The sequence below is a fragment of the Gloeomargarita sp. genome, from assembly GCF_053491055.1.
Window position 1 is genome coordinate 1 of sequence record NZ_JBRCEP010000029.1, and the last position, 25253, is coordinate 25253.

Annotated in this window: 26 protein-coding genes and 1 tRNA gene; 14 read left to right on the top strand and 13 right to left on the bottom strand. The window is 56.2% G+C overall.

Annotated features, from left to right (window positions below; all coding sequences use genetic code 11):
- Window positions 1-33: 33 nt before the first annotated feature.
- The gene (locus tag ACWISF_RS03165; protein ID WP_448380141.1) at window positions 34-1143 is read right to left on the bottom strand and encodes a hypothetical protein; all 1110 of its coding nucleotides are present in this window, start codon (window positions 1141-1143) and stop codon (window positions 34-36) included.
- Window positions 1144-1461: 318 nt separating this feature from the next.
- Window positions 1462-1534, bottom strand: a tRNA-His gene (locus ACWISF_RS03170).
- A gap of 102 nt (window positions 1535-1636) precedes the next feature.
- Between ACWISF_RS03170 and dacB the strand changes: the two genes are divergently transcribed.
- Entirely contained in the window at window positions 1637-3055 is a 1419-nt protein-coding gene (gene dacB / locus ACWISF_RS03175; protein WP_448380142.1) for a D-alanyl-D-alanine carboxypeptidase/D-alanyl-D-alanine endopeptidase, read from the top strand.
- Between the two features lies 1 nt (window position 3056).
- On the opposite strand, the gene ACWISF_RS03180 is transcribed toward dacB, so the two are convergent.
- Window positions 3057-4694 carry an acetolactate synthase large subunit gene (locus tag ACWISF_RS03180; RefSeq protein ID WP_448380143.1) on the bottom strand — a complete coding sequence of 546 codons (1638 nt, stop codon included), beginning with the start codon at window positions 4692-4694 and terminating at the stop codon, window positions 3057-3059.
- Window positions 4695-4916: 222 nt separating this feature from the next.
- On the opposite strand from ACWISF_RS03180, the gene ACWISF_RS03185 reads away from it, so the two are divergent.
- The 4 genes from ACWISF_RS03185 to ACWISF_RS03200 all read left to right on the top strand — a co-directional run bounded on the left by ACWISF_RS03185 (window position 4917) and on the right by ACWISF_RS03200 (window position 8187).
- Window positions 4917-5318, top strand: coding sequence for a DoxX family protein (locus ACWISF_RS03185; RefSeq protein ID WP_448380144.1), 402 nt, complete (start codon window positions 4917-4919; stop codon window positions 5316-5318).
- Window positions 5319-5382: 64 nt separating this feature from the next.
- Window positions 5383-5877 (top strand): YceD family protein, encoded by a 495-nt coding sequence (locus ACWISF_RS03190; RefSeq protein ID WP_448380145.1) that lies wholly within the window; start codon window positions 5383-5385, stop codon window positions 5875-5877.
- 2 nt (window positions 5878-5879) lie between these two features.
- Window positions 5880-7418 (top strand): AAA family ATPase, encoded by a 1539-nt coding sequence (locus tag ACWISF_RS03195; protein ID WP_448380146.1) that lies wholly within the window; start codon window positions 5880-5882, stop codon window positions 7416-7418.
- Window positions 7399-8187, top strand: a complete 789-nt coding sequence (locus ACWISF_RS03200) for an SH3 domain-containing protein (RefSeq protein ID WP_448380147.1) — start codon at window positions 7399-7401, stop codon at window positions 8185-8187. Before ACWISF_RS03195 ends, ACWISF_RS03200 begins: the two co-directional genes overlap by 20 nt.
- Before the next feature lie 17 nt (window positions 8188-8204).
- Here ACWISF_RS03200 and ACWISF_RS03205 read toward each other — a convergent pair whose 3' ends face one another.
- Window positions 8205-9170, bottom strand: coding sequence for a slipin family protein (locus tag ACWISF_RS03205; RefSeq protein ID WP_448380148.1), 966 nt, complete (start codon window positions 9168-9170; stop codon window positions 8205-8207).
- Window positions 9171-9326: 156 nt separating this feature from the next.
- On the opposite strand from ACWISF_RS03205, the gene ACWISF_RS03210 reads away from it, so the two are divergent.
- The 3 genes from ACWISF_RS03210 to ACWISF_RS03220 are packed head-to-tail and all read left to right on the top strand — an operon-like array spanning window position 9327 to window position 11421.
- Window positions 9327-10052: a dienelactone hydrolase family protein gene (locus tag ACWISF_RS03210; RefSeq protein WP_448380149.1), complete on the top strand. Its 726-nt coding sequence runs from the start codon at window positions 9327-9329 to the stop codon at window positions 10050-10052.
- Window positions 10049-10909 carry an ACP S-malonyltransferase gene (fabD, locus tag ACWISF_RS03215; RefSeq protein WP_448380150.1) on the top strand — a complete coding sequence of 287 codons (861 nt, stop codon included), beginning with the start codon at window positions 10049-10051 and terminating at the stop codon, window positions 10907-10909. Before ACWISF_RS03210 ends, fabD begins: the two co-directional genes overlap by 4 nt.
- Window positions 10910-10938: 29 nt before the next feature.
- A complete protein-coding gene (locus tag ACWISF_RS03220; RefSeq protein WP_448380151.1) occupies window positions 10939-11421 on the top strand; it encodes a hypothetical protein in 483 nt (160 codons plus the stop codon).
- A gap of 58 nt (window positions 11422-11479) precedes the next feature.
- Here the strand turns inward: ACWISF_RS03220 and ACWISF_RS03225 are convergent, their stop codons facing one another.
- The 4 genes from ACWISF_RS03225 to ACWISF_RS03240 all read right to left on the bottom strand — a co-directional run bounded on the left by ACWISF_RS03225 (window position 11480) and on the right by ACWISF_RS03240 (window position 13902).
- Window positions 11480-11683, bottom strand: a complete 204-nt coding sequence (locus tag ACWISF_RS03225; protein ID WP_448380152.1) for a phycobilisome linker polypeptide — start codon at window positions 11681-11683, stop codon at window positions 11480-11482.
- Window positions 11684-11768: 85 nt separating this feature from the next.
- Window positions 11769-12254, bottom strand: a complete 486-nt coding sequence (gene apcB, locus ACWISF_RS03230) for an allophycocyanin subunit beta (RefSeq protein ID WP_448380153.1) — start codon at window positions 12252-12254, stop codon at window positions 11769-11771.
- A 38-nt stretch (window positions 12255-12292) separates the two neighbouring features.
- Window positions 12293-12778, bottom strand: coding sequence for an allophycocyanin subunit alpha (gene apcA, locus ACWISF_RS03235; protein ID WP_448380154.1), 486 nt, complete (start codon window positions 12776-12778; stop codon window positions 12293-12295).
- A 200-nt stretch (window positions 12779-12978) separates the two neighbouring features.
- Complete coding sequence (locus ACWISF_RS03240) at window positions 12979-13902, bottom strand: histone deacetylase family protein (protein WP_448380155.1); 924 nt, start codon at window positions 13900-13902, stop codon at window positions 12979-12981.
- 715 nt (window positions 13903-14617) lie between these two features.
- On the opposite strand from ACWISF_RS03240, the gene gyrA reads away from it, so the two are divergent.
- Window positions 14618-17107 (top strand): DNA gyrase subunit A, encoded by a 2490-nt coding sequence (gyrA, locus tag ACWISF_RS03245; RefSeq protein WP_448380156.1) that lies wholly within the window; start codon window positions 14618-14620, stop codon window positions 17105-17107.
- A gap of 154 nt (window positions 17108-17261) precedes the next feature.
- Here gyrA and glnA read toward each other — a convergent pair whose 3' ends face one another.
- Window positions 17262-18683, bottom strand: a complete 1422-nt coding sequence (gene glnA, locus ACWISF_RS03250) for a type I glutamate--ammonia ligase (protein WP_448380157.1) — start codon at window positions 18681-18683, stop codon at window positions 17262-17264.
- 493 nt (window positions 18684-19176) lie between these two features.
- On the opposite strand from glnA, the gene ACWISF_RS03255 reads away from it, so the two are divergent.
- On the top strand, window positions 19177-19818 hold the full coding sequence (locus tag ACWISF_RS03255; protein ID WP_448380158.1) for a pentapeptide repeat-containing protein: 642 nt from the start codon (window positions 19177-19179) through the stop codon (window positions 19816-19818).
- Between the two features lie 3 nt (window positions 19819-19821).
- Entirely contained in the window at window positions 19822-21006 is a 1185-nt protein-coding gene (locus tag ACWISF_RS03260) for a class I SAM-dependent methyltransferase (protein WP_448380159.1), read from the top strand.
- A gap of 5 nt (window positions 21007-21011) precedes the next feature.
- Here ACWISF_RS03260 and ntcA read toward each other — a convergent pair whose 3' ends face one another.
- Window positions 21012-21683 (bottom strand): global nitrogen regulator NtcA, encoded by a 672-nt coding sequence (gene ntcA, locus ACWISF_RS03265; protein WP_448380160.1) that lies wholly within the window; start codon window positions 21681-21683, stop codon window positions 21012-21014.
- A gap of 159 nt (window positions 21684-21842) precedes the next feature.
- On the opposite strand from ntcA, the gene fabI reads away from it, so the two are divergent.
- Window positions 21843-22643 (top strand): enoyl-ACP reductase FabI, encoded by an 801-nt coding sequence (gene fabI, locus ACWISF_RS03270; RefSeq protein ID WP_448380166.1) that lies wholly within the window; start codon window positions 21843-21845, stop codon window positions 22641-22643.
- Between the two features lie 4 nt (window positions 22644-22647).
- On the opposite strand, the gene ACWISF_RS03275 is transcribed toward fabI, so the two are convergent.
- The gene (locus ACWISF_RS03275) at window positions 22648-23082 is read right to left on the bottom strand and encodes a DUF3592 domain-containing protein (protein ID WP_448380161.1); all 435 of its coding nucleotides are present in this window, start codon (window positions 23080-23082) and stop codon (window positions 22648-22650) included.
- Between the two features lie 126 nt (window positions 23083-23208).
- A complete protein-coding gene (locus ACWISF_RS03280; RefSeq protein WP_448380162.1) occupies window positions 23209-23331 on the bottom strand; it encodes a hypothetical protein in 123 nt (40 codons plus the stop codon).
- Window positions 23332-23420: 89 nt separating this feature from the next.
- On the opposite strand from ACWISF_RS03280, the gene menA reads away from it, so the two are divergent.
- Window positions 23421-24317: a 2-carboxy-1,4-naphthoquinone phytyltransferase gene (gene menA / locus ACWISF_RS03285; RefSeq protein ID WP_448380163.1), complete on the top strand. Its 897-nt coding sequence runs from the start codon at window positions 23421-23423 to the stop codon at window positions 24315-24317.
- Here the strand turns inward: menA and ybeY are convergent.
- A complete protein-coding gene (gene ybeY, locus ACWISF_RS03290; RefSeq protein WP_448380164.1) occupies window positions 24273-24749 on the bottom strand; it encodes an rRNA maturation RNase YbeY in 477 nt (158 codons plus the stop codon). The two genes, menA and ybeY, sit on opposite strands and share 45 nt — an antisense overlap.
- A 244-nt stretch (window positions 24750-24993) precedes the next feature.
- Between ybeY and ACWISF_RS03295 the strand changes: the two genes are divergently transcribed.
- On the top strand, window positions 24994-25253 hold a 260-nt coding region (locus ACWISF_RS03295), incomplete at its 3' end, for a helix-turn-helix domain-containing protein (protein WP_448380165.1).

The window sequence follows — 25253 nt, forward strand, 5'->3', positions numbered from 1 at the left end:
TTGGCCGGATAGGGTTAATGGTCTGATCTCATCTCATTTTTTCATGAGGATATAGGCTTGGGTGTACTCCGGTAGCCGGCGATTGTAGGCCAAAAATTCCCGACGGCTTGGAAAAATGCCTGCCAAGTAATCCAATTGCCCCAAATTCGCTGCAAATGCTCCCCCGGTATCGGCAATGGTTCCGAGCAGCCATTGCCCCGGCGCTTGTTCTACAAAAACCATACGTCCCAAGCCCACATTCCACACATCTCCGGCAAACGTCACCCCTGGCCGGATGGGGATTTTATTGCCAATCTCATTGCCATAGCCCCGGATGGTATCCACCTCCCGAAAGTACCAATACCGCTGTTGGTCCCAGGGATGCACCCCCCGTACAAACGGAATGCCGTTATTTCTATCCACGTTGAAATAACTGGTGCTGCGGTCAGGAAATTCCAGCAAGATGGTTCCTTGCAGTAATGCCTCCTCCAACCCTTCCCGCGTCACGTAGGCCAAGGGCGTCACTTTGAGCGCATCGGGACGACCAGGTGCATAGGCCCCGGCCAGGACCTCCTGTTTGGTGTATTTTTTGTAGAATTCTTCCGCGGCCCAAGCGTCATTGATGCTGTAGAGGGCATGAACATAGGCTCCTTGGGGTCGGCGCATACCTCGCTGGCGAAACACCGCATATTTGGTCAACCGTACCTGGGGAGACGTGCCATGTTGGGGATGATACGCCTGCCAACGCCATGCCCGAAAATGGGTGCGAATAAAGTCAGGATTTTGTAAACGCAGCGGCTGGGCATGGGTGAGGTCGTGCAGCAACACATCAATCATGAAATCCAAGGTGCGGGTGACATCGGCCACCTGTATCCCCCAGGCGCCCAACAGTCCTGGGCGCTGAATCACCGCATCCTGGGCTGCCTGTTCCCGGAAATAGCGGCGCGTATTGATCAAAACAATCAGCAATTCCTGGGGGGCAAACGTCACCCGTCCCGATGGCAGTGGGTGTTCCCGGAAGACCATTTGGGGATGCACCTGGTAGCGGCTCTGACCCAATTCATCCACCACCGTATAGGGGGTGAGCGCCGGAGCCGGGGGATGCCCCATTCCTATCCCCAAACCGAGCACCATTCCCCACCACGGCCTAACCGGTCGCACCATCCATTTCCGGGAATTGATCCAAACATAAACCAAAGGGTTGCCTTGTGAACTCATCGGCAGGCGGTGGTCTGGGAATCTCGCGGGACAATACCTAGAGAGAATAATCGCACACCCATGGCCAATCCCAATCGGATACCTGACTGGTCTAGAGGTTCCGGGTGTTGTCCCGCAATAATCCCTTGAGCAATTGCCAATCCCTAACTTGGTTGCACACCAAATTGCCATCCCCTTGATTCATAAATTTTTTTACATTTTTTTTTACAAATGACCACCAGGCAATCACGGTGACAAACGAACAACAACACATCCTTCCCCTAGGGCGACCGACGGGATTCGAACCCGCGCATAGAGGAGCCACAATCCTCTGCCTTAACCGCTTGGCTACAGCCGCCATCGTGATCATCTAGCGTATCAATTCTCGCGCGCGGCTGGCAACTGGTTGCGATACCATGAACGTATCTTCTCCTGACATCAGCAACGTTTCTGAACCTCCATGTTGTTTGCCAATCCATCCGTTCCGGTGCACCTGTGCCGCACGGCCTTGACCACAACGTTGGAGGAAATTCGGCAGCAGCCGGAGTACCGCCAGGCGCATTGGGGGATTTTGATTCAAACCCAGGAGAACCCGCCCCGCACCCTTTACGCGCATCAGAGCCAGCGTTTTTTCTTACCCGCTTCCACCATGAAATTATTGACCACGGCGGCGGCTTGGGTGCATTTGGGAACCAACCATCGCCTGCGCACTGTGTTTTATCAGCAGGGGAGAAAGTTGCATTTGGTGGGGCAGGGCGACCCCGGTTTAACCACAGGCAAATTGCAACAATTGGCGCAAAAAATCACACCGGTGCAGCGACAAACCTTTGATACGGTGGTGATTCAAACGGGCTTTTTTCAAGGCCCCAGTTTTCACCATGAGTGGGAATGGCAGGATATTCTCACAACGGATATTGTGCCGATTAATAGTCTCATTCTCAATCGCAATGAAAGTCAGTTCTCCCTAGTTGCCCAAACACCAGGGAAGCCGGCACGGGTGGTATGGTCTGACCCTTTGGCGGCCCGCTATTGGCGCATTATCAATACCACCCGCAGTACAAGCCAGCCGGTGCAACCGATCCACCTGTGGATACCGCCGGGGCTGCCGGAGTTGCATATTTCCGGGGATGTGGCGGGGCAGTCCATGAGTTTTACCGTGCCCATTCTGGATACGGATCAGTACCTGGTACAAACATTAACCCGACTGTTTCCCGGCAAAAAAGTGGTGATCCACCGGGGGGCGCTGCCCAAGGATTTGGGGAAGGAGGTGGCGGCGGTGGATTCGTTGCCGGTGGGACAGTTGGTGACCCAGATCAACCGGGCCAGTGATAATTTGTCCGCGGAAGCCCTATTGCGGCATCTGGGGGCGGTGAGCAATCCGCGCTTGCCCAGCGATTTGGCGGGGATTCAGGCGGTGGGTAAGGTGCTGGCCGGTTTGGGCGTCACACCGGGCGGGGTGGTGCAAAGCGATGGGTCGGGGCTGTCGCGCCACAATCGGGTGACCCCCTTGGCGTTGGTGCAGACTTTGCAGGGGATGGCAGCCCAACCTGGTTATGCCGATTCCTTGGCTGTGCCGGGGCTGCCGGGAACCTTGCGACGGCGGTTTCTCCAGTCGGACATTCAGTTGCAGGCCAAAACGGGGACGCTAGCAGGGGTAGCGGCACTCGCGGGTTACCTGCAACCGCGGCAACGGCCCAAACTGGTGTTTGCGATTGTGGTCAACCAGTCGGAACAACCCGCGGCCATTCTGCGGCAGGGCATTGACCAGATGGTGCTGGCCGTCCATCACTGGGCAGAGAATGCACCGGCTGACCAGTGGGAATCCTGCAGTCAGGCATCTCCTTGGCTGAGCGCGTGGCCCCTGCCGTTTGCCAGGTGAATTAAATGCGACAGACCAAATCCCCCGACCGTTGCGTAAACCGCAGGTTTTCCCGATAGTCCACCGGGCAATCAATGACGGTGGGAACCGGTTGGTCCAGCGCCATTTTCAGCGTGGGGATAAATTCTTCAGTTTTTTCGATCCGGTAGCCTTTTAAGCCCATACTTTCGGCCAGTTTTACAAAATCAGGGTTGCCAAAGCGGATGTATTGACTGTGCCCATAGTGTTGATGTTGTTTCCATTCAATCAAACCATAACCTCCGTCATTAAAAATAATCGTGACAAAGGGTGTTTTTGCCCGTAAGGCCGTTTCCAATTCCTGGCAATTCATCATAAATCCCCCGTCACCGGTGACCACCACCACCCGCCGTTCCGGGGCCACCAATTTCGCCGCAATTCCCCCCGGTACGGCAATCCCCATCGCCGCAAAGCCATTGGAAATAAGGCAGGTGTTGGGTTGGAGGCAATGGTAATGACGCGCCATCCACATCTTGTGGGCACCGACATCGCTAATCACAATATCATCGGCTGCCATCACTTGCCGCAGATCATAAATCAATTTTTGCGGTTTGATGGGAAACTCGGTGTCCTGGGCATAGCGCTCATAATCGGCGCGAATTTCCTCCCGGAATTTTAGGGCATAGGGGTCGGGTTTGCCGTCGCGATTGGCACGTTTGAGAATCTCTCGCAACGAATCGGAAATGTCTCCCACCACCTCCACAATGGGGATATAACTGCTATCAATTTCCGCAGCCGTTTGCCCAATGTGAATAATCGGGATGGTGCCGTGGGGATTCCATTTTTTGGGCGAGTATTCGACTAAATCATAACCAATCGCAATCACTAAATCCGTGTGATCTAAAGCGCAGTTGATGTGATCCCGCAGTTGTAATCCCACACTCCACAAGGCCAGGGGATGGGTATAGGGAATCACCCCTTTGCCCATAAAGGTATTGGCAACGGGAATATTCAACCGCTCGGCAAATTCCACCAGTGCTTCGTGGGCATGATTGCGAATGGCTCCATTGCCAACGAGAATTAATGGGCTATGAGCATTTTGGATGGCCTGCGCTGCCAGTTCAATACTTTTGAGCGAAGCATAGACTTTTTCTTGGCGGTCCTTTTTTAGGGCATAACCGGCAGCGGGCATGGCAGCAATATTTTCCGGTAAGTCAATGTGTACGGCTCCCGGTTTTTCTTGCTGGGCAATTTTGAAGGCTTTGCGGACAATTTCCGGTGTAATGCTGGGCCGCACAATCTGGGCATTCCACTTGGTGACAGGGGCAAACATGGCCACCAAATCCAGGTATTGATGGGATTCAATGTGCATCCGGTCCGTGCCCACTTGCCCGGTAATCGCTACCAGAGGCGCTCCGTCCAAATTGGCATCCGCAACCCCGGTCATCAGATTGGTGGCTCCTGGCCCTAAGGTGGAAAGACATACCCCCGCCCGCCCGGTTAAACGACCATAGACATCGGCCATAAATGCGGCCCCTTGTTCATGGCGAGTGGTGATGAATTTGATCGAAGAATGGCTGATGGCTTCGAGTAGGTCCAAATTCTCTTCGCCAGGGAGACCAAAGATGTATTCCACCCCCTCATTTTCCAAACAGTGGACCAGCAATTCTGCCGTGTTCATAACCTACAATCCCTACCCCTATCTCCTAGGCTAGTTCTCCCCTTTGCTCCTGGCCGGTTTTCGTGATGAAATCTTGCTAAATTTAACAATCTTCCTGGGATGTTTATAAAAGTTCATTATTCCCTCATAGGGGGCTACCAGTGCGGGGAAGTGTGGCTGTGGGGTCACACCCGGCAATTCCTATGGTCAACGTTTTGCCGTGAGTTACGATAGAGGGGTAAGGTGACAAGATTGGATGTGGTGACCCGCATGGCAATGTCAGAATCCCCGACCCGCCGCTGGTTAACTCGGCTAGGACGCCTATTTCTGGCTGCCATTTTTATCCGGTCTGCCATTACCAAAATTCTCGATCCTCAGGGCACGCAAGCTTACATGGCGCAATTTCAGGTGCCCGGCTGGCTGTTGTTCCCCACGATTGTGGTGTTGCTGCTGGGGGGGGTATCGGTGCTGCTGGGGTACTACGCCCGTTGGGGGGCAGCGCTGTTGATTGGTTTTTTGATTCCGGCGACCCTGATTTTTCACACGGACTTTCGCCAAAATATCGAGGTCATTCAGTTTTGGAAAAATCTGGCGCTGATAGGGGGACTGTTGCTGGTGATGGCGGAGGATTCTCGGACCGGTTAACGCCAGAACCCAAACAGGTAAAAATAAAATAGAATTACCAGTCGCATTGACCCATAACGAAAGCGTGTTACAGCCCATTGCCATTCCGAGTTTACTGCGCCTGCCGGATCGGAAGTTGTGTTTGTCGGTGCAGGAAAAGTTGCCGGGTTTGCCGCTGTTGACGCCGGTGCGGGGGGAGATAGCCATTCACCACCAGGGCACGTGTCTGCAGGTCAGCGCCCAGGTGAGTATGATTGTTACCCTGACCTGTCGCCGCTGTTTGTGTCAGTACAATGAGCGACTGCCACTGCAGGTGTCGGAGGTGATTTGGCTAGATGCGGTCAAAAGCGACCCCAATCAGTGGCCGCTGGAGCAGGAAGTTCCCCTGACGGATTTGATGGAGTATTTGCCCCCGGATGGCTGGTTGGATGTGGGGCAGTGGTTGTATGAACATATTTCCCTGGCGTTGCCCAGTCATCCCCTGTGCCGTCCTGATTGCCGCCTGGACTGGGAGCCGGAGGAGTCGTCCCCGGTGGACCCCCGCTGGGCACGTCTAACGCAGTTCAAACCCTGGGGATAGGCATGGATTTTGCCCAGGAGTTGGGGTTGTTGGTCCGGGCGCGCTACCCGTTTATCTACGTGCCCACGGTGGAGGAGGAACGGGTTGAGGGGGTGGTGGCGCGGGTGGCCAAGGATTTGGGGCACTGGGGGGTCTATTGCTGGGATTTTGTCGAGGGCATCCAGGGCAATCCCAATGACCAGGGGTTTGCCCGCCGCAATCCTTTGCAGGCGTTGGAATTTTTGGAAAAATTGCCACCCCAGGCGCCTGCTTTGCTGGTGCTGCGGGACTACAGCCGGTTTTTGGAGGATGTGGCGGTCGGACGCAAAATACGCAATCTCAACCGCACGCTCAAGGGACAACCCAAAAGTGTGATTTTTTTGGCGCCGGAAGTGCGGCTGCCGGTGGAGTTGCAGGAAATTGTCACCGTCTTGCCCTTTGGTTTGCCGACGGCGGCGGAATTGCGGCAGGAACTGCAAAGGATACTCCAGGGGCTACACCAATCCCTGCCCCCGGCCCTGGTGGAGGAGTTGGTGCGTTCCTGTCAGGGGTTGTCGCTGGAGCGGATGCAGCGGGTGGTGGGGCGGGCCTTGGCGATGCGGGGGACGCTGACGGCAGAAGATGTGGATTTGGTGCTGGCGGAAAAACGGCAGATCATCCAGCAGACGCAAATTTTGGAATTTTGCCCCCCGACGGTCACCCTGGCGGATATCGGCGGGTTGGATAATTTGAAACTGTGGTTGCAACGGCGGCAAGGCGCCTTTAGTCAGGCGGCCAGGGATTACGGGTTGCCCTATCCGCGGGGGTTGCTGTTGGCGGGGTTGCAGGGGACGGGCAAATCCCTGACGGCCAAGGCGATTGCCCATTTTTGGCATTTGCCTTTGTTGCGTTTGGATGTGGGGCGGTTGTTTGCCGGGCTGGTGGGGGAATCGGAAAGCCGTACCCGCCAGATGATTCAACTGACGGAGGCCCTGGCGCCCTGTGTGCTGTGGATTGATGAAATTGACAAAGCGTTCAGTGCCCTCGATAGCCGGGGGGATAGCGGTACGACCAATCGGGTGTTCGGCACGATATTGACCTGGTTGGCGGAGAAAAATTCGCCGGTGTTTGTGGTGGCCACGGCCAATCAGATTCAGCTTCTCCCCCCGGAACTTTTGCGCAAGGGGCGGTTTGATGAGATTTTTTTTGTCGGCTTGCCCACCTGGGAAGAACGGCAAAGCATTTTGCAGGTGCATTTATCCCGCTTGCGCCCCCACACCTGGACCAACTACGACCTGGCCCGGCTGGCCTGGGAAACGCCTGATTTTTCCGGGGCGGAGTTGGAGCAGGCCATTATTGAGGCCATGCACACCGGGTTTAGCCAGGGACGGGAATTCACGACAGACGATATATTAGAGGCAGCCAGCCAGATGGTGCCTTTGGCGCGCACGGCCCAGGAACAGGTGCAGCTTTTGCAACAGTGGGCCAGTAGCGGTAAGGTGCGTTTCGCTTCTCGCCACACCAGTCTCAGCCGCCGTATCGAACGGATTGGAGAACAGCCTTATGGCGAGTCGTCTGCATGAACCCGCCACTCCTTGGGCGTGGTTGTGGGGGTTGGTGTTGGCCACCACGGTACCCATGACGGTCAGTTTTCTCCTGGTACGTTTGGGGTTGCATTACCGGTATCGGGTGAGGCAGGCTCCGGTGGATGTCATCCCCACAGGGACGCAGATGCAGGTCACGGCCCCGGCGGGTTTGCCGGTGCGGGCGCAACCCCGACCCGACAGTCCGGTGGTGGGGAACGTAGCCTACCAACAGACGGTGGAACGGCTGGCAATCAGCGCCGACCGGCAGTGGGAACAGGTGCGGTTACCGGCGCTACAGGTGGTGGGTTGGGTCAAAGCAGGCCATCTACACGCACCGACGCCGGGGAACCCCCCGCAGGCATGGGTAATGGCTGAGCATGGGTTATTCCTGCGTCAGGAACCCAGCACGACCGCACCCGTGCTCACTGGCTTGGCCTATGCCCAGGAGTTGCGCGTTTTGGCGCACAATGCCGATGCCGGTTGGACGCAGGTACAAATCCCCGCGACCCAAACGATTGGCTGGGTTAAATCCGAATACATCCGCAGTACACCGCCGGGAGAACCGCCAAGACGGCAGGTGCAAGTCACCTCCCCCACCGGTTTGGTGTTGCGTCAGGAACCCAACGGGACTCCCCTGGCTACCCTGGCGCCTGGGGAAACGCTGCACGTGCTCCGTACCAGTCACGATGGGCAATGGCTCCAGGTGGCCGTCCCGGCAACCCAACAGGAGGGCTGGGTCAAGGCGGCATACACACAACCGCGCTAACGTGGTGGTGCTGCCGTTTACTCGGCAGCAGGGGGCGCTGCTACCTCTTTTGTCAATCGTTGCAGCATCTGTCCCAACTCCATCGGGAACAGCACGACTGTGTTGGAGGGACTGGTTGCCAGACCATCAATCGTTTGCAACGTCCGCAACTGCAGGGCGATGGGATTGGCCTGCATCAATTTCGCTGCTTCTGCCAGATTCATCGCCGCCAAGCGGTCCCCTTCGGCCTTGGTAATGGTCGCCCGCTTTTCCCGCTCCGCCGAAGCTTGCCGCGCCATGACCTTTTTTAACTCCTCTGGCAAATCAAAATCTTGAAGCTGAATGGCCTCTACTTTCAAGCCCCAATCCCGCACCTTTTCCCCGACAATGGCCGCCACCTGCTCCTGAATTTTTTCCCGTTCCGAAAGCAGCTCATCCAATGAAGAAGCACCCACCACATCCCGGAGCGCCGATTGGGCGTATTGGGAGGTAGCAAAACGGTAATTCTGCACCCTGGTCACCGCATGACCGGGATTTTTCACACTCAAAAACAAAGCCCCATCAATCACCACCGGCACATTGTCTCTGGTAATTGCCCGTTGGCGGGGAATATTCAACACCTGCACCCGCGTATCCACAAATTCCACCCGCTCGAGCACCGGCATTACGTAAAACACACCGGAACCCCGTATTTCCGAGAATTTCCCAAGAGTCAAAATCACTCCCTTTTCCCACTCGGCAGCCACCCGCACCCCATTGACCACTTGACTCCACAGCGCCAAAACCACCCCTGCCCCCAACCACAAAGCACTACGCTCTTGCAACTTTTTACCAATATCTAGAGAGGGAGCGCCATAGGCCGCAATCAAAATCGGCACTGCCACCAGCCAATACAACACTGCCCGTATGGGCCCTCCCATGGAGACATGTTGCACATCGGGACTGGCATACACCCGGGACCCTTCCCGCTGCTGGGTAATGATCTGCCCTTCGCTATTGGTCACAACTGCCTCCTGAACGAGTACCTTTAGCAAACCGCCTACAAATATCGTAGAATACTGCTGATTAAAAAGCGATTAACCCAAGATTAAAAAAGTACCAGCAGGATACTTCTGGGATACAATGGGGCTGGCGTTCACAAGGGGGGTAGGAACAGGCCGATGGAGATTCGCACCGAGTGGGTCAAGGTGCCCAATCAAGGGTTAGAAATTGCCAGTTATTTGGCACGCCCGGTGGCCGCAGGCACCTATCCGGGGATTATTGTGGTGCAGGAAATTTTTGGGGTGAATGCCCACATCCGGGATGTGACCGAACGGATTGCCCGCTTGGGCTATGTAGCTATTGCCCCTAGTATTTATCAACGGCAAGCCCCCGGTTTTGAAGCGGGTTATACACCTGCGGATGTGGAACAGGGTCGCATTTATAAAGACCAAACCAAGGCAGAAGAATTGTTGAGTGATATGCAAGCGACCATTGATTACTTGAAACGGGAATTTGGCATCACCCAATTTGGCACGATTGGGTTTTGTTTTGGTGGTCATGTGGTGTATTTGGCGGCGACGTTGCCGGATGTGCGGGTAACGGCTTCGTTTTATGGGGGGGGCATTGCCACCATGACCCCAGGGGGTGGCCCACCCACCATCACGCGCACTGCCGACATCAAAGGCACGATTTGGTGTTTTTTTGGCACGCGCGACCCGTTGATTCCCAACGAACAGGTGGATCAGATCGAGCAAGAACTGCAAAAGCACGGCATTGACCATCAGGTGTTTCGCTACGACGCCGACCACGGCTTTTTCTGCAATGAACGGGACAGCTATGACCCGCAGGCGGCAGCTGACAGTTGGGAAAAGGTGCAACAGTTGTTTGCCCGGTTGCGCGCATGAGTAAGACGGCCTGGGTGTTTCCGGGACAGGGTTCCCAAATGGCGGGCATGGGGCTGGATTTGGTGGCCCATCCCCTGGCCCAGGAACGGTTTGCGACTGCCCAAAGCATTCTCGGTTGGTCGGTGTTGGAGGTCTGTCAACCCCCAGCCCCCCTGCTATCCCAAACCCGCTATACCCAACCCTGTTTATACGTTGTGGAAACCATCTTGGCGGATGTGTACCCAGACCACCCCCCGGACTACCTGGCAGGTCACAGTTTGGGCGAGTACGTGGCCCTCTACCGGGCGCGGGTGTACGATTTTGCTACGGGACTCCGGTTGGTGAAATTGCGGGCGGAGTTGATGGACCAAGCCAGCGGCGGGCAGATGGTGGCGCTGTTGGAGCCGGACCGGGAGCAGTTGACGGCCCTATTGGCCGAAAATGCCGAGGTGGTATTGGCCAATGACAATCACCCAGGGCAGGTGGTGATTTCCGGGACACCTGCAGGCGTGGCTGCCCTTTTGGCCCACATCCGGGTGAAGCGGGCCGTGCCGTTGCCGGTAAGCGGGGCGTTCCATTCCCCCTGGATGGCAACAGCGGCGGCGCAATTTAATGAATATTTAGAAACCATTCCCTTTCAGGATGCCCAAATTCCGGTTTTATCCAATACGGACCCCACCCCGACGACCGATGGGGCCTTACTCAAACAACGGTTGCACACCCAGATGACTACGGGGGTACGCTGGCGGGAAACGGTTTTGCAGTTGGCAGCTTTGGGGGTGACGCAGGTCATTGAACTGGGGCCAGGAAAGGTGCTAACAGGGTTGGTTAAACGCACCGTGCCGGAGATGACCCTGGTAAACATTGGCGCGTTGTAGGTATGGGATACGCTTTTCCCTTGGCGCCCATGTCGGCGGAAACTTTGGCGGTGACGCTGCTTTTGGGAAGCCTGCCGTTGGTGGGTGTGATGGCCGCCTTGGTCGTGCCCGGAGGGGGTATTGCCTTGCTGGTTGCTTTGGGGTTGTTGGTAATTGGTGGGGCAATTTGGTGCGTCTGGCGACCCACAGCGTTTGTCATTCGGGATGATGACCGGTTGGAGTTGCGCTTTCCGGTGCGGCGGCAGTGGCGGGAACTCCATCCCCAACGGCAGGTGCGGCAATTGTCCCTGAGGGAATTTCGGCAGGAGGTGGGCTGGGTCGTGCGGGTGGGCGCCAGCGGCTTTGGGGGCAGTTTTGGTTGGCTGTGGACGCAACGGCGGGGCTGGGTAGAAGCTTATATTTCCCGGAGAGACGGTCTGGTGCTGTTGGAACAACCCGGTTCTTGGCCCCTTTTGCTCAGTCCCGCCCAGCCGGAACGGTTTGTCGCCTTGTTGTCTGCACCCAACACGTAACCCCCACCCCAGGGTCGCGCCCAGATTCACGGCGCCGCCATCCAACCGATAACACCTGTCAGCTCAAACCCACATTGGTACCCGGTTTGCCCGTCGCCAACTGCACCTTGATAATCTTGCCGCCCATTTTTTGAATCCGTTGTTGTTCCTTAAACCAACTATCGTAGGGCACCAGCTTGGTGAAATAGGTATTTTGCAATTCCCGTTGCGTGCGAATCCGGGTTTGGCTGGGCACACAGGCCGTAATTTTGAACATCCGCATAGGCCATTTTCTCCGATAAAAAATAAAGTGAATCTGGGAGGTACGCAGGCGACAGAACAGCCACCCACCTACCCCCCAGCAGGGTTTAGCTCAAACCGGAACAGATGTAGTCAAAGTACACCGCCATTTCCTTGCCCGCATCCGGGCCGACCAGGGCGGCAGTGACTTCCTTCATGGCTTGGATGGCTTGGATGGTCGCCCCGATGGGCACCCCCAGGGAGTTGTAGGTTTCTTTCAACCCGTTCAACACCCGCTCATCCAAGATGGAAGGGTCGCCTGCCAGCATCGCGTAGGTGGCATAGCGCAGGTAGTAGTCCAAATCGCGAATGCAGGCCGCATAGCGCCGGGTGGTGTACATATTGCCGCCGGGACGGGTGATGTCCGAGTACAGCAGCGACTTGGCCACCGCCTCCTTGATGATGGTCGCCGCATTCGCCGCAATGGTCGCCGCCGCCCGCACCCGCAGTTCGCCGGTTTGGAAGTACTTCTTCAGGCGGTCCATCGCGCTGCTATCCAGGTATTTCCCCTGCACGTCCGCAGCGTTGATCACAGCCGTAATTGCATCTTGCATGGTCAGGTTCCTCAAAACAGCTCAACAACAGTTCACCACTACTGCATGGCGCTGACAATGTAATCGAAGTAGAAGCCAGCTTCCATGGCATCTTCGCCGGACATCAGGGAACTGGCGACATTTTTCATCGCCCGAATGCCTTCGGCCACCGCCGGAATGGGCGTCCCCAGGGAGTTGTACATTTCCTTGACCCCCACCAGACCGATTTCTTCGATGGGGGTGACATCCCCGGCCACAATCCCGTAGGTGACCAACCGCAGGTAGTAGTCCAAGTCCCGCAGACAGGTGGCGGTCATTTCCTCCCCGTAGGCATTCCCACCGGGGGACACCACGTCAGGCCGCTTTTGGAACAACTGCTGCCCTGCTTCCTTGACGATCCGCTCCCGATTGTCGGCCAGAATCTGAGCAATCCGCAACCGTTTTTCACCGGAAGCGACAAAGCTCTTGATCCGGTCGAGTTCGCCGGGGCTGAGGTAGCGGGCTTCCGCGTCGGCATTCACAATCGATTTGGTGACAATACTCATGAACCTACTCCAGAGGGTATGTCAGTTTGTCAAGCGGACAACCAGATGCAAACCTGAGTGCCCAGCAGTGATCTTATCAGGGGAACCGCCTTTGGTTCTATCTCCGCCGAAATAGAACCAAACGCTGATTTCTCCGGCATTTATTCTGCGTCAACTCGGTCACATTGCGCCGCAGAACTTAACATCTTGTAATGTTTTTCTCAGGTGAGGCCGGGGGTCTGACAGGCCGCAAGGGTCGCCACCACCGCCTGCGCCAGGCCATCCAGGTCGTATCCCCCTTCCAGGCCAAAAAGCAGCGGGCACCGGAGCGTGTGCAGCATCCGGGTCATCTGGCCGTAATCTGCCGGTTGCAGGTTGATCTGCGCCAGCGGGTCGCTTGCCAGGGCATCGTACCCGGCACTGACAATCAGCAATTGGGGGGCAAACTGGCGCAAAAAGGGCAGGACTTGGGCCTCCCAAAGGTTGGCATAAACCCGAAAATCGCTGTGGGCAGGGACGGGGATATTCAATACGTTGTTATAAAGTCCCCGTTCTTGTGGGTAACCGGTGCCGGGGTAAAAGTGGGCCTGGTGCAGGGAGCAAAAGGCAATCTGGGGGTGGGTTTCTACAATAGCCTGCGTGCCGTTGCCGTGGTGCACATCCCAATCCACAATGGCGATGCGGGTTAAGCCCTTGACGTTGAGGGCATACAACGCGCTAATGGCCGCATTGGCAAAGATACAAAACCCCATGCCGTTATCGGGCAGGGCATGATGGCCGGGCGGGCGCGCGCAGACCAACGCCGCTTCCCCTCGCTCTAGCACCCAATCGACCCCATCGAGCCACCCTTGGAGGGCCAAACGGGCAATCCGGTCACTTTCCGGGCCAACGGGGGTATCCCCGTCCAGATAACCGCCTCCTTTGGCGCACAAGGCAGCCAGGCGCGCCAGATAGTCCCCCGTGTGTACCCAGCGCAGGTAGGCCTCCACCGGGCGGTCGGGATTGGGACGCAGCCAGTGAATCTGATCCCGCCAGGAAACCGCCTGCAATGCCTGTACAATGGCCGTCAAGCGGGCTGGCCGTTCCGGGTGGCCGTAGGGAACCCGATGCCGCAGATAGTCCTCGCTGTAAATGACGGCAACCATCGCCAGGCAAGATGCCCAAACCTGATTTCAGGATAACCGGAAGCAACGCCGGTGTGGGGACCATCTCGGCCGGCTAAATGGCAGTCACCGAGGCCCAGTCTCTTGGGGTTCATACGTTCTCTGAAAACACGCATCGCAATCCCCAGCCGAGGAGAAATCAGAACATATTTCCAGATAACAAATAGGCCGCTGGAAAATGCAAACCGTTACCACCGGAGAGGTACCCAAAAACTTGACCCTCCCGAATAGGTTTGATGCCCTAACTGGTTACAACTGTTACGGTTACAGAACCGTAGATTGGCCGGCGTTTTGGGGATTAAAAAAACTCGGTATTAGCAACACCCGGAAGTGTTAAATCCTGAGATTTTCAGAGTTTGGGCCAAAATGGGCATCTAATCATACAAAGCATTGTCATTGAGGGGCTGAATTCCCATCCATAGCAAAAAATTTCTCATTAAGCATTCTGCCCGACCGGTTATTGCAGAGTTCAACACCACGGGCACGACTATTATTTGCAGTTTTCCGGGCTAACTATGCCAGCTAAAATTGGTTCCCAATTACGAGCAATCCCCTTGCCCGGAGCATGAATCCCGCTGATTGTTTATCCCATTGCATACCAAACAATGGAGGCATTTTCCAGGCGAGAAAGCAACAATACGAGCCACTCGGTTAGAATTAGAAGAAAATTATGGCATTTGCGGTGAGGCCAGACTCCATGAGTACCCAACAAGCGCGCATTATTCCCACAGATTTGGGCAACGAAATGTCCCGTTCCTACCTGGAATACGCCATGAGTGTCATTGTGGGACGGGCGTTGCCGGATGCGCGAGACGGCCTCAAACCCGTGCACCGGCGGATTCTCTATGCCATGCACAACCTGGGGTTACAACCGAATGCCCCCTACAAAAAATGCGCACGGGTCGTCGGGGAAGTGTTGGGGAAATACCATCCCCACGGGGATCAGGCGGTCTATGAGGCCCTGGTGCGCATGGCCCAGGATTTTTCCATGCGGGAACCCCTGATTGATGGGCATGGCAATTTTGGGTCGGTGGACGATGACCCTCCGGCAGCCATGCGGTACACGGAATGCCGGTTGCGGGCGTTGACGCAGGATGCGCTTCTTACAGACATTGACGCGGACACGGTGGACTTTAGCCCCAACTTCGATGGTTCGGAGCAGGAACCTACGGTTTTACCCGCGCGATTACCCCAACTGTTGCTCAATGGGGCGACGGGAATTGCGGTGGGGATGGCCACGAATATCCCGCCCCACAATTTGGGGGAATTGGTAGATGGGTTGATTGCGCTGATTCGCAATCCCAACCTCAGTAATTCGGAGTTGCAACGTTACATTCCGGGGCCGGATTTTCCCACGGGCGGTCAGATTTTGGGCCACGAGGGCATCCGGGAAATGTATGAGACGGGACGGGGTTCGCTCACCTTGCGGGGCATTGCCCGGATTGAAACGGTGAGTGCGCCAGGGCGGCCCGAAAAAGAAGCCATTATCATCACCCAATTGCCTTTTCAGGTGAACAAAGCGGCACTGATCGAACGAATTGCCGAGTTGGTCAATGACAAGATCATCGAGGGGATCAGCGATGTCCGGGATGAAAGTGACCGGGACGGGATGCGCATCGTTATTGAATTAAAACGGGATGCCCTGCCCCAGGTGGTCTTGAATAATCTCTACAAACAAACCCCATTGCAAGTGAATTTTGGGGCGAATATGTTGGCATTGGTACAACGGGAGCCGGAGTTGTTGACCCTGCGGCGGGCGTTGGAAGTGTTCCTGGAGTTTCGCGAAGCAGTGATCCAACGGCGCACCCGCTACTATTTGCAAAAGGCACAGGAGCGGGCTGAAATCGTCCAGGGGTTGTTGGTGGCTTTGGGAAACATAGATAGCATCATCGCCCTGATTCGGCAGGCGGAAAATACGGAAATCGCCCGGCAGAATTTGGTCACGGTCTATGAATTGACGCCCAAGCAGGCCAATGCCATTTTGGAGATGCAAATTCGCCGGTTAACGGCACTCGAAACGGAAAAAGTTCACCAAGAATATGCGGAGTTGACTGCCAAAATCGCCGACTTAAATGACATTTTGGCCCGGCGAGAACGGCGGTTGGAACTGATGGTGCAGGAACTGCAAGCACTAAAAGACACTTTTGCAACCCCTCGTCGCACCGAAATCATTGCCAGTTCTTCCGGGAATTTGCATGATATTGATTTGATTGCCAACGAACCCTGCATCATTTTGGTCACGGAGCAGGGCTATATCAAACGGATGGCGGTGGATACCTTTAGTCGGCAAAATCGGGCGACGCGGGGCAAAGCGGGGACAACCATGAAACCGGATGATGCGGTGGCCCTATTTTGCTCGGCCCATACGCACGACCACATTTTATTTTTCAGTGACCGGGGATTGGTTTATAACTTACGGGCGTATCAAATCCCGGTGGGTTCTCGTACGGCGCGAGGGGTGCCTTTGGTGCAATTATTACCCATTAATTTGGAAGAAAAAATCACATCCATTTTGCCGGTGAGTGCGTTTGGCGAAGATGAATATATCGTCATGCTGACGCGGGGTGGGTTTATCAAAAAAACAGCCCTGTCAGCGTTTAGCAATATCCGTGCCAACGGCCTCATTGCAATTAGTTTGGAACCTGGGGACCACCTGGGCTGGGTGCGGTTGGCGAAGGTAACAGACAGTATTTTGATTGGTTCGCGGCAGGGGATGGCCATTCGTTTTGCGGTGGATGACAAGCAGTTGCGACCGTTGGGGCGGGCTACCCGCGGGGTGCGGGCGATGGAGCTGCGGCCTGGGGATGTGCTGGTGGGGATGGACATGATTGCGCCGGGGGATGAGCGGGATGTGCTGGTGGTGACGATGAATGGTTATGGCAAGCGGGTGCCCGTGTCGGAGTTTCGCATCCAAAACCGGAGTGGCATGGGGATTACGGCCACGAAATTTCGCAAACCGGGGGATGCGGTGGCGGGGTTGGGGCTAATTGGCGCAGATGAGGAAATTTTGCTGGTCACCCAGCGGGGGGTGATCATCCGGCAGGCGGCACGGGATATTTCCCAGCAGTCGCGGATGGCGACGGGGGTGCGCCTGCAACGGTTAGACGCGGACGATGCGATTGCGGCGGTGGCGGCTGTGCCACCCACTTTGGGGGATGAGGAGGAAAGCAATGCCGGTGAGGCGTAAATGGGTAGCTTTGCCCCTGCCAGAGGCACCAGTTCGGGCGATGTCGTGCCGGTGTTGGGTTGGCCAGATGGTTGCATCCTGAATATGCCCCAAAAAAGCCCCCACCAGCGGTGGAGGCCAACCGGTGCTTTAGGAGATGGCCATCATGACCGCCTTAACCGTCGTAATACAGGGCAAACTCGTAGGGGTGGGGGCGCAACCGCAGGGGGTTGACTTCGTTATCCAGCTTCCAGGCAATCCAATTCTCGATAAAGTCTTCAGAGAAGACCCCGCCGGCTAACAGGAATTCGTGGTCCTTTTCGAGGGCGGCTAAGGCGTCTTCTAAGGAAGCAGGCGTCGAAGGCACCTGCGCCAGTTCTTCCGGGGTGAGTTCGTAGATGTTTTTGTCCAACGGCTCGCCAGGGTCAATTTGGTTTTTGATGCCATCCAACCCGGCCATCAGCATCGCCGAAAAAGCCAGGTAGGGGTTGCTCATGCCGTCTGGGCAACGAAATTCCAGGCGTTTGGCCTTGGGATTGGGGCCGGTGACGGGAATGCGAATCGCCGCCGAGCGGTTGCCCTGGGAATAGGCCAGGTTCACGGGCGCTTCAAACCCCGGCACCAGGCGTTTGTAGGAATTGGTGGTGGGGTTGGTAAAAGCCAGCACCGCCGGGGCGTGTTTCAACAGCCCCCCAATGTACCACAGCGCGATCTGGCTCAACCCCGCATATTTATCCCCCGCAAACAGGGGTTGCCCGTCCTTCCACAGGGACTGATGGGTGTGCATCCCCGAACCGTTGTCGTTGAATAGAGGTTTGGGCATGAACGTCGCCGTTTTCCCCCGCTTACGGGCGACATTTTTCACCACATATTTATAAGTCATCAGGTTGTCGGCTGCCTGGAGGAGCTTATCAAACCTGACCCCCAACTCGTTTTGCCCGCCGGTTGCCACCTCGTGGTGGTGTTTCTCAATCGGTAGCCCCAATTTGCCCATCGTTAGGAGCATTTCCGTGCGCAGGTCCTGCAGAGAATCGCTGGGGGGCACGGGAAAATAACCCTCTTTGTAGCGGGGTTTGTAGCCCAAATTGCCACCTTCTTCTTCCCGACCGGTGTTCCAGCGCCCTTCGATGGAATCCACGCGGTAAAAACTCTCGTATTCCTTTTGGTCAAAACGCACGTCATCAAAGACAAAAAATTCCGCCTCCGGACCGAAAAACGCCGTGTCGGCAATGCCCGTGCTGTAGAGATAATCCACAGCCCGCTGGGCAATCGCCCGGGGACAACGGTGGTAAAAATTGCCGGTGCGGGGTTCTTTAATCGTACAAATCATGCTCAAAGTCGGCGTTTCCATAAACGGGTCAATCCAGGCAGTCGCCGGGTCGGGACATTTGAGCATATCCGACTCATTAATCGCCTTCCACCCCCGAATACTCGAGCCGTCAAAGGGCATCCCCGCCGTAAAGGTTTCCTCGGTGATCAGTTCGCTGGCGTAGGTACAGTGTTGCCACATCCCTAACATATCCACAAACTTTAAATCCACCACCTCAATATTCTGCTCCCGGATCATCTGCAAAACGTCCTGCGCCGTCTTCGCCATGAATGTATGCTCCTAATCAGAAATCCCGTCCACAATGCGCCAATCTTAAAGAGCTATGCCCGAGAAATTTGTATCTTGGGATACAATTGACTGGGGGAGGGGAACCGGGCCAATGTGTCGGACGTGCCATGAAACGGTGGGGAGGGAAGCCGCTTTGAAGGACCTACAAGGATAGTTTGGTAGCCCCGTACGGCGGGGAGGAAAAGAATGTTGGACATGAATCGCCATACCACTTATTGCCAAACGTCAGCAGGTTCTGGTCGAAGATAATGAGATGGGTCTTGACGGCGGTTTGACGAGTCCGTTAGGGGGAGGGAGGCGTTAGCATCTGCGTCCTCTAGGGCGGGGGAGAACCTGCTATGCCCGGTGCTGCTAAGCGTGAGCCGTGCCGTTGGGCATAAGCTAGGGGTTTGCGTCTTGTTTTTCGGTCAAGCCGAAGCATTCCTGGGGTTTTGCGGTACAATCCTAGTGGCCTGTGTGGCAGAAATTGGCGATGCATCCCCAAGTGTTGAGCCAGCGGTACGCCCAAGGGGAAAAGGATTTCCGTCACCTGGATATGGCCGGGGCTGACCTAAGCGGTGTCATTTTGGCAGGAGCGGACCTGCGAGGCAGCAATTTGCAGGGTGCGAATTTGCATGGCGCCAATTTGAGCCGGTGTCGCCTTCATGGTGCGAACCTGCGGGGGGCATCCCTACGTATGGCCAATTTGCGGGGTGCCCATCTGCCCCAGAGCAATCTCAGCCTTTGCACGTTGGTTTGGTGCGACCTGACCGGCGCCAATCTGCGGGAGGTGAATTTACGCCATGCCATTTTGGACCAGCCCCGCCCCCATGCCCCCCGTTGGCTGATGCTGTTGCTGAATCTTTTGTTCTTGCTCACCATTGTGGTCTTGGGGTTCCACGGTCGCTGGGGCGCCGGTTTGGGGTTTTTCGGCTTGGCGGTATTGGTCAATGGGGGGGCGATGGCCTGGCGCAGTCCCACGGCGGCCAAATTGCGGGGAGCTGACCTGCGGGGGGCAGACTTGACCGGCGCGCAACTCCAGGGCATGTATCTGCTGCACGCCCATTGCCAGGGGGCGATTCTCCCCAACGGCTGGCGCTACCGGTTTTGGCTGAATTGGTTTCCTTGGGATTGACCGATGACCGATGCGGCAGGAATTACCCAAGCAGTACGCGACCTGTACAACACCTATCCTTTTCCCCCGGAGCCGCTTACCGATGGCGCCCCGCCGGGCTACAACTGGCGCTGGAGCGTCCCGGCGGCCCATCACTTTGCCCTAGGGTGGGTGCCGCAGACCTGGCCGGAACTGCATATTCTGGATGCGGGCTGTGGCACGGGCGTGGGCACGGAATACCTAGCGCATCTGAACCCCACCGCCCAGGTCATAGGCATTGACCTGAGTGAACGGGCGTTGGCCATTGCCCAGGAACGGGTGACCCGCTCCGGGGTAGCGCAACGGGTGCAACTGCGGCAGTTGAGCGTGATAGATGTCCAGCAGTTGGGCCGACAGTTTCAGTACATCAATTGCGTGGGCGTCTTGCACCATCTCCCCGACCCGCCAGCAGGTTTGCGGGCATTGGCAGAAGTGCTGGCGCCGGGGGGCCTGATGCACGTGTTTGTGTATGCCCTGTGGGGGCGGTGGGAAATCCGTTTGATGCAAAAGGCGATTCGCCTGCTCCAGCCGCCGGGGGACTACCGGGCAGGGGTAGCGATTGGGCGACAGTTGTTTGCCCATCTCCCGGCGGACAATCGCTTGGTGCGGCGGGAACGGGAGCGCTGGGCGTGGGACAACCAGCGAGATGCCACCTTTGCCGATATGTATGTGCATCCCCAGGAGACGGATTACACGGTAGAAACCCTGTTTGACCTGATTGGTGCGGGGGGGTTGGAGTTTTTGGGGTTTTCCAACCCCCGCTATTGGCAGTTGGAGCGGCTGTTGGCACCTATGCCGGAACTGTTGCAGGTGGCCCAGTCTTTACCCCAACAAAAGCAGTACGAATTGGTGGAAGCCTTAGACCCAGAGTTGACCCATTTTGAATTTTTTTTGGGACGTCCCCCCCTGCGGCGCTGGGATGGTCAGGATGAGGCCACCTTGGTTGCAGCGCTGGCGGTGCGTTCTCCCTGCATGATGGGCTGGCCAGGGCGTTCCCTACTGGATTATGACTACCAACCGGTGGACATCACGCCGGTGCAACAGGAACTCTTGGCCCAGGCGACGGGCGCCAAAACGGTGGCGCAGTTGCTTACTCAGGTGTCTGGCGCGACGTTGGCCGACATCCGGGACCTGTATCAACGGCAACTGTTGTGGCTGCAACCCTGGTAAGGGGTCTAGGCAAATTGCCGACTTAAATTCATCGGGTCATGCACCGTAATTTTTTTCTTATTAATCGAAATCATGCCACTTTGCCGCAAATCCCCCAGCAAGCGAGTTACGGTGACCCGTGTCGAACCAATGGCTTCGGCAATTGCCTGATGGGACAGTTTCAAATCAATCGTCACCCCCGTACGAGAGGGCACCCCAAAATCCCGACATAAAATCAACAAAAAACTCGCCAACCGTGCCCCCATATCCCGGTGCGCCAGGGTTTCAATCATCATCTCCGTCTGCAAAATACGCGAGGCCAAACCCCGCAACAACATCAGCGACAATTCCGGGTCACTTTTGAGTTGGGTTTCCACCTGTTCAATCGGCACCGAATAGAGTTGTGTTGGGGTAAAGGCCACCGCATGGTAGAACCGATCCGAGTGATGCCCGGTAATAAATGACAGCACCCCAAACACACTATTTTCACGCAATAAGGCCACCGTAATTTCTTCGCCTGACTCATAAACCCGGGAGAGCTTCACCGCTCCCTTGATCAAAAAATAAATGCGCTCTGCGGGATCGCCAGGAAAAAAAATGGTTTTGCCCCGTTCAAAGGTCTCTATTCCCTGGGGAAAGGTGCCGTTGGAGAGCCGATGCAACAGGATGTAAAGCGGTTTATCGTGCACGACAGCCATCACTGGGGATACGCGGTTTGCCAAATCAAAAACGATTATTTCACGCTATCGGGAACCGGTTAGCCCTCATTGTATCTCTCGTAACCATTGGGTGGCTCTTGCCCTGGCAGTCATTCCAAGGTAGGGTGAAACAACAGAGCGTGACGGTGCGATTCCATGTTGTTGAATTTGCAGGGGAAAAAAGCCTTGGTGTTGGGGATTGCCAACGAATACTCGATCGCCTGGGGCATTGCCCAACAGTTGCACCAGGCCGGAGCGACCCTAGGGGTGACCTACCTCCCCGACGAGAAAGACCGGTTTAAGCAAAAGGTGGGGCAGTTGACCGCACCACTCCAGCCGCAGTTGTTTCTCCCCTGTGATGTGCAAAAGGATGACCAGATTGCCGCAGTGTTTCAGGCAGTGCAGACGCAATGGGGCAGTTTGGATATATTAGTACATTGTCTTGCGTTTGTCCCCAAAGAGGGCCTCGAGGGGGATTTTAGCCGCATTTCTCGTTCCGGGTTCATGCAGGCCTTGGATGTGAGTACCTATTCGTTGATTGCCCTGTGTCGGGAGGCTAAGCCCCTGTTTAGCCCGACTGCTGCTGTCCTTACATTGACCTACTTGGGCGGGGTGCGGGTAGTGCCCAACTACAATACGGCGGGGATTGCCAAGGCGGCGTTGGAGATGTGTGTGCGCTATTTGGCCTACGAGTTGGGGTCCCAAGGGGTGCGGGTCAATGCGATTTCTGCTGGACCCATCAAAACCCTGGCCTCTTCGGCGGTGGGGGGGATTCGGGACATGATTCAGCAGGTGCGGCAGGTGGCGCCCTTGCGGCGGTCGGTGACCCAGGTGGAAGTAGGGAATGCGGCGGCGTTTTTGTGCAGCGATTTGGCCAGTGGGATTACGGGGCAGATTCTTTATGTGGATGCGGGTTATGAAATTATGGGGATGACGGCGGCGGATCGGGAAGTGGATTGACGGCTCACCGAGGTAGGAATTGCCTGATGAGGGACACCCCCCCCATGAGGAGGAATAATCCCCCCATGCCGGTAAAGAGGATGGGGCCAAACCAAAGTTCTAAAAAGCTGCAAAGGCGGGCCGCATGCGGTTGTCCCGGCGGGTACAACACCTCTACCCGTTGCCCTACCCGATAGGCCGGGGGTGTACTGCCCACCTGACCTGTAAATTGCACCCATCGCCCATTCGGCAGTTGAAATTGGACAACGGGATAGTAGTGGCAGCTACTGCCCCCCTCCCTGCGGCGCGACCACCTACGTTCTAAGGCAATGACTTCCCCCGTTGCCCTGGCTGCTGTGGCCAAAAAGGTGCGGGTTTTGTGTAAGGAGAACAAACCCCCGCTGAAAACAAGGGCCCCAATTCCGGTAGAGAGCATCCCCAAAAGCTGGCGGTCGGACATGGAAGCCTTTGAGTTTACTGACAATTGCTAGGATACCTGCACTTAGCCACCGGATGACCCTATGGGCGAAGCCAAACGTCGGCAAGGAACAACCACCCCTCCTCCGTGCCGTTGGGATGCAACGATTCATGACTTGGAGACGCGGGGCCGAGTTTGCCACCAGACCTGGGGTAATCCCCAGGTGAGCGAGCGTTGGCCGTCCACCCGCTGGTGCTGCTTGCTGTTGGCGGTCTTAGGAAGCAGAGACATACACCGGAGACAGCCCTTGGGTACAATGACCTGGGGGAATGTCCCGTCGTAGCCCCTTTTGTCTGCTTTCTGGTTGTAAGGAATTGCCGATGCCGACCCGTACTGCTTTGTGGTTCCAAGCCCTGAATCCGCTGATCTATACCGCTGCTGTGATCCCGGTTTTGGTGGGGACTGCCGCCAGTTACGCGGAAGCCCCGGCGTTGGTGCAAGGTACGACGTTTGGCTGGGTGTTGGCGGGGGAGGTTTTGTTGCAGGCGTGGTTGAATATTACCAACGACATCTACGATGCCCAGACGGGGGTAGATGTGAATAAACCCACTTCTTTGGTGCATTTGACCGGTCGCCCCCTGTTATTACACGCCATTGCTTGGAGTTGTCTGGGCTTGGGCTTGGTGTGTATTGCCGTGGTTGATGCCCGCTGGCCGGATCACCGGATTTTGGCCATTGCTGGGGCGGGGATTGCTCTGGGGTATTGTTACCAGGGGCCGCCCTTTCGCTTGAGTTATCGGGGCTGGGGGGAGCCGATGACCTTTATCGCCTTTGGCCCTCTGGCAACCCTGGCGGCCAGTTATGCCCAGTTGGGGCGGTTTAGTGGCACGGCGTTGTGGGCTTCCCTGGTGGTGGGGTGTCTGGTGACCGGCATCATTTTTGCCCACCATTTTCCCCAGGTCGAAGATGATGCGCGGGCAGGGAAACGTTCGCCGGTGGTGCGCTGGGGCAGCCAAAAAGCCAGCCGCATCTACCCCTGGGTGGTGTTGCCTGCCTATGGGATTGTGTTGCTGGGCCTGGCGGTGGGAGCGCTACCAGCGACGGCGGCCTGGTTTCTGGTGAGTTTCCCCTTGGCCTGGCAATTGGTCACCTTTCTTTGGGCCAACCATACAGGGCCGGTCAGCGCCCAGGCGATGCCCTTGGCGGTGGGGTTGCATGCCGTCGGGGGAACCCTATTGGCCGTAGGTCTGTGGAGCAGTCAAACCCACCTGTTCTAACAACCGCTGTTGCTGGGCAAGCATCTGTGTCAGCCGTTCTTCGTCCGGGTGGTCCCAGCCCAACAGATGCAACAACCCATGCGCGGCCAGCCATGCCAAGGTGTTGACTTCTTCTCCCGGTGCGGCCTGCCGGTAGGCGGTGGGGACGGAAATCACAATATCGCCCAAACACAGGGGTACATGGGGGGGGCAAGGCACACCCGCTTCCAGAGCACTAAAGGCCAACACATCCGTCGGGCTGTCTTTTCCCCGGTAATCGCGGTTGAGTCGTTGGATTTCCGCATCGTTGGTCAGGTGCAAACCCAGTTCATAGCTGGGCGCAGGCGGCGGGTTCAGGACGGACAACCATTGGGTGAACCACTCCTGCCAGGGCAAGCCCCAGACCGCCGGCTCCACATCCTGCCCAGTCAGGTCGAAAACCAGTTCAACCATGGGGGGGTATGCCTCTAGTCGGGTTTTTACTGAAAGGTGCTGAACTTTAGCTAACACAGTTTTCTTTTTCTGAGTTATAGCTAGGTAGGTTAAGGTTATCGCCTGAAGATTCATGGCTACGCCACGCTTCGCTATGGGAAACCAGTGTGGGGCTACGCCCAGCGACCCATAGCATGTCAACCTTTGTATGCTTAGCTATATTATAATAAAATTATGTATGAAGCTTTCGATGATTTAGTCTTTGATGTTGCTCGGGTTCAAAACAGAGTTAGACCTAAACAACAAGCAAAGAACCTTGGCAAGCCAACACGCAGGGGTAGCCAGACACGCTTACAATTGGGGTTTAGCGGTTTGCAAAAAGGCCATAGAAGAGAAGCAAAAGGTTCCCACGGCTATCGATTTGCATAAGCGGTTAGTTGCTGAGGTTAAGAAGGAAAATCCTTGGTACTATCAGGTGTCGAAGTGTGCCCCACAGCAAGCTTTACGAAACTTAGAGGCAGCTTT

Bases quoted from the DNA above. Each gene is read 5' to 3' on its own strand.
- ACWISF_RS03165 (WP_448380141.1), bottom strand. From the start codon at position 1,143: ATGGTGCGACCGGTTAGGCCGTGGTGGGGAATGGTGCTCGGTTTGGGG.
- dacB (WP_448380142.1), top strand. From the start codon at position 1,637: ATGTTGTTTGCCAATCCATCCGTTCCGGTGCACCTGTGCCGCACGGCC.
- ACWISF_RS03180 (WP_448380143.1), bottom strand. From the start codon at position 4,694: ATGAACACGGCAGAATTGCTGGTCCACTGTTTGGAAAATGAGGGGGTG.
- ACWISF_RS03195 (WP_448380146.1), top strand. From the start codon at position 5,880: ATGGATTTTGCCCAGGAGTTGGGGTTGTTGGTCCGGGCGCGCTACCCG.
- ACWISF_RS03200 (WP_448380147.1), top strand. From the start codon at position 7,399: ATGGCGAGTCGTCTGCATGAACCCGCCACTCCTTGGGCGTGGTTGTGG.
- ACWISF_RS03210 (WP_448380149.1), top strand. From the start codon at position 9,327: ATGGAGATTCGCACCGAGTGGGTCAAGGTGCCCAATCAAGGGTTAGAA.
- fabD (WP_448380150.1), top strand. From the start codon at position 10,049: ATGAGTAAGACGGCCTGGGTGTTTCCGGGACAGGGTTCCCAAATGGCG.
- ACWISF_RS03220 (WP_448380151.1), top strand. From the start codon at position 10,939: ATGTCGGCGGAAACTTTGGCGGTGACGCTGCTTTTGGGAAGCCTGCCG.
- ACWISF_RS03225 (WP_448380152.1), bottom strand. From the start codon at position 11,683: ATGCGGATGTTCAAAATTACGGCCTGTGTGCCCAGCCAAACCCGGATT.
- apcB (WP_448380153.1), bottom strand. From the start codon at position 12,254: ATGCAAGATGCAATTACGGCTGTGATCAACGCTGCGGACGTGCAGGGG.
- apcA (WP_448380154.1), bottom strand. From the start codon at position 12,778: ATGAGTATTGTCACCAAATCGATTGTGAATGCCGACGCGGAAGCCCGC.
- ACWISF_RS03240 (WP_448380155.1), bottom strand. From the start codon at position 13,902: ATGGTTGCCGTCATTTACAGCGAGGACTATCTGCGGCATCGGGTTCCC.
- gyrA (WP_448380156.1), top strand. From the start codon at position 14,618: ATGAGTACCCAACAAGCGCGCATTATTCCCACAGATTTGGGCAACGAA.
- glnA (WP_448380157.1), bottom strand. From the start codon at position 18,683: ATGGCGAAGACGGCGCAGGACGTTTTGCAGATGATCCGGGAGCAGAAT.
- ACWISF_RS03255 (WP_448380158.1), top strand. From the start codon at position 19,177: ATGCATCCCCAAGTGTTGAGCCAGCGGTACGCCCAAGGGGAAAAGGAT.
- ACWISF_RS03260 (WP_448380159.1), top strand. From the start codon at position 19,822: ATGACCGATGCGGCAGGAATTACCCAAGCAGTACGCGACCTGTACAAC.
- ntcA (WP_448380160.1), bottom strand. From the start codon at position 21,683: ATGGCTGTCGTGCACGATAAACCGCTTTACATCCTGTTGCATCGGCTC.
- ACWISF_RS03275 (WP_448380161.1), bottom strand. From the start codon at position 23,082: ATGTCCGACCGCCAGCTTTTGGGGATGCTCTCTACCGGAATTGGGGCC.
- ACWISF_RS03280 (WP_448380162.1), bottom strand. From the start codon at position 23,331: ATGTCTCTGCTTCCTAAGACCGCCAACAGCAAGCAGCACCAGCGGGTG.
- menA (WP_448380163.1), top strand. From the start codon at position 23,421: ATGCCGACCCGTACTGCTTTGTGGTTCCAAGCCCTGAATCCGCTGATC.
- ybeY (WP_448380164.1), bottom strand. From the start codon at position 24,749: ATGGTTGAACTGGTTTTCGACCTGACTGGGCAGGATGTGGAGCCGGCG.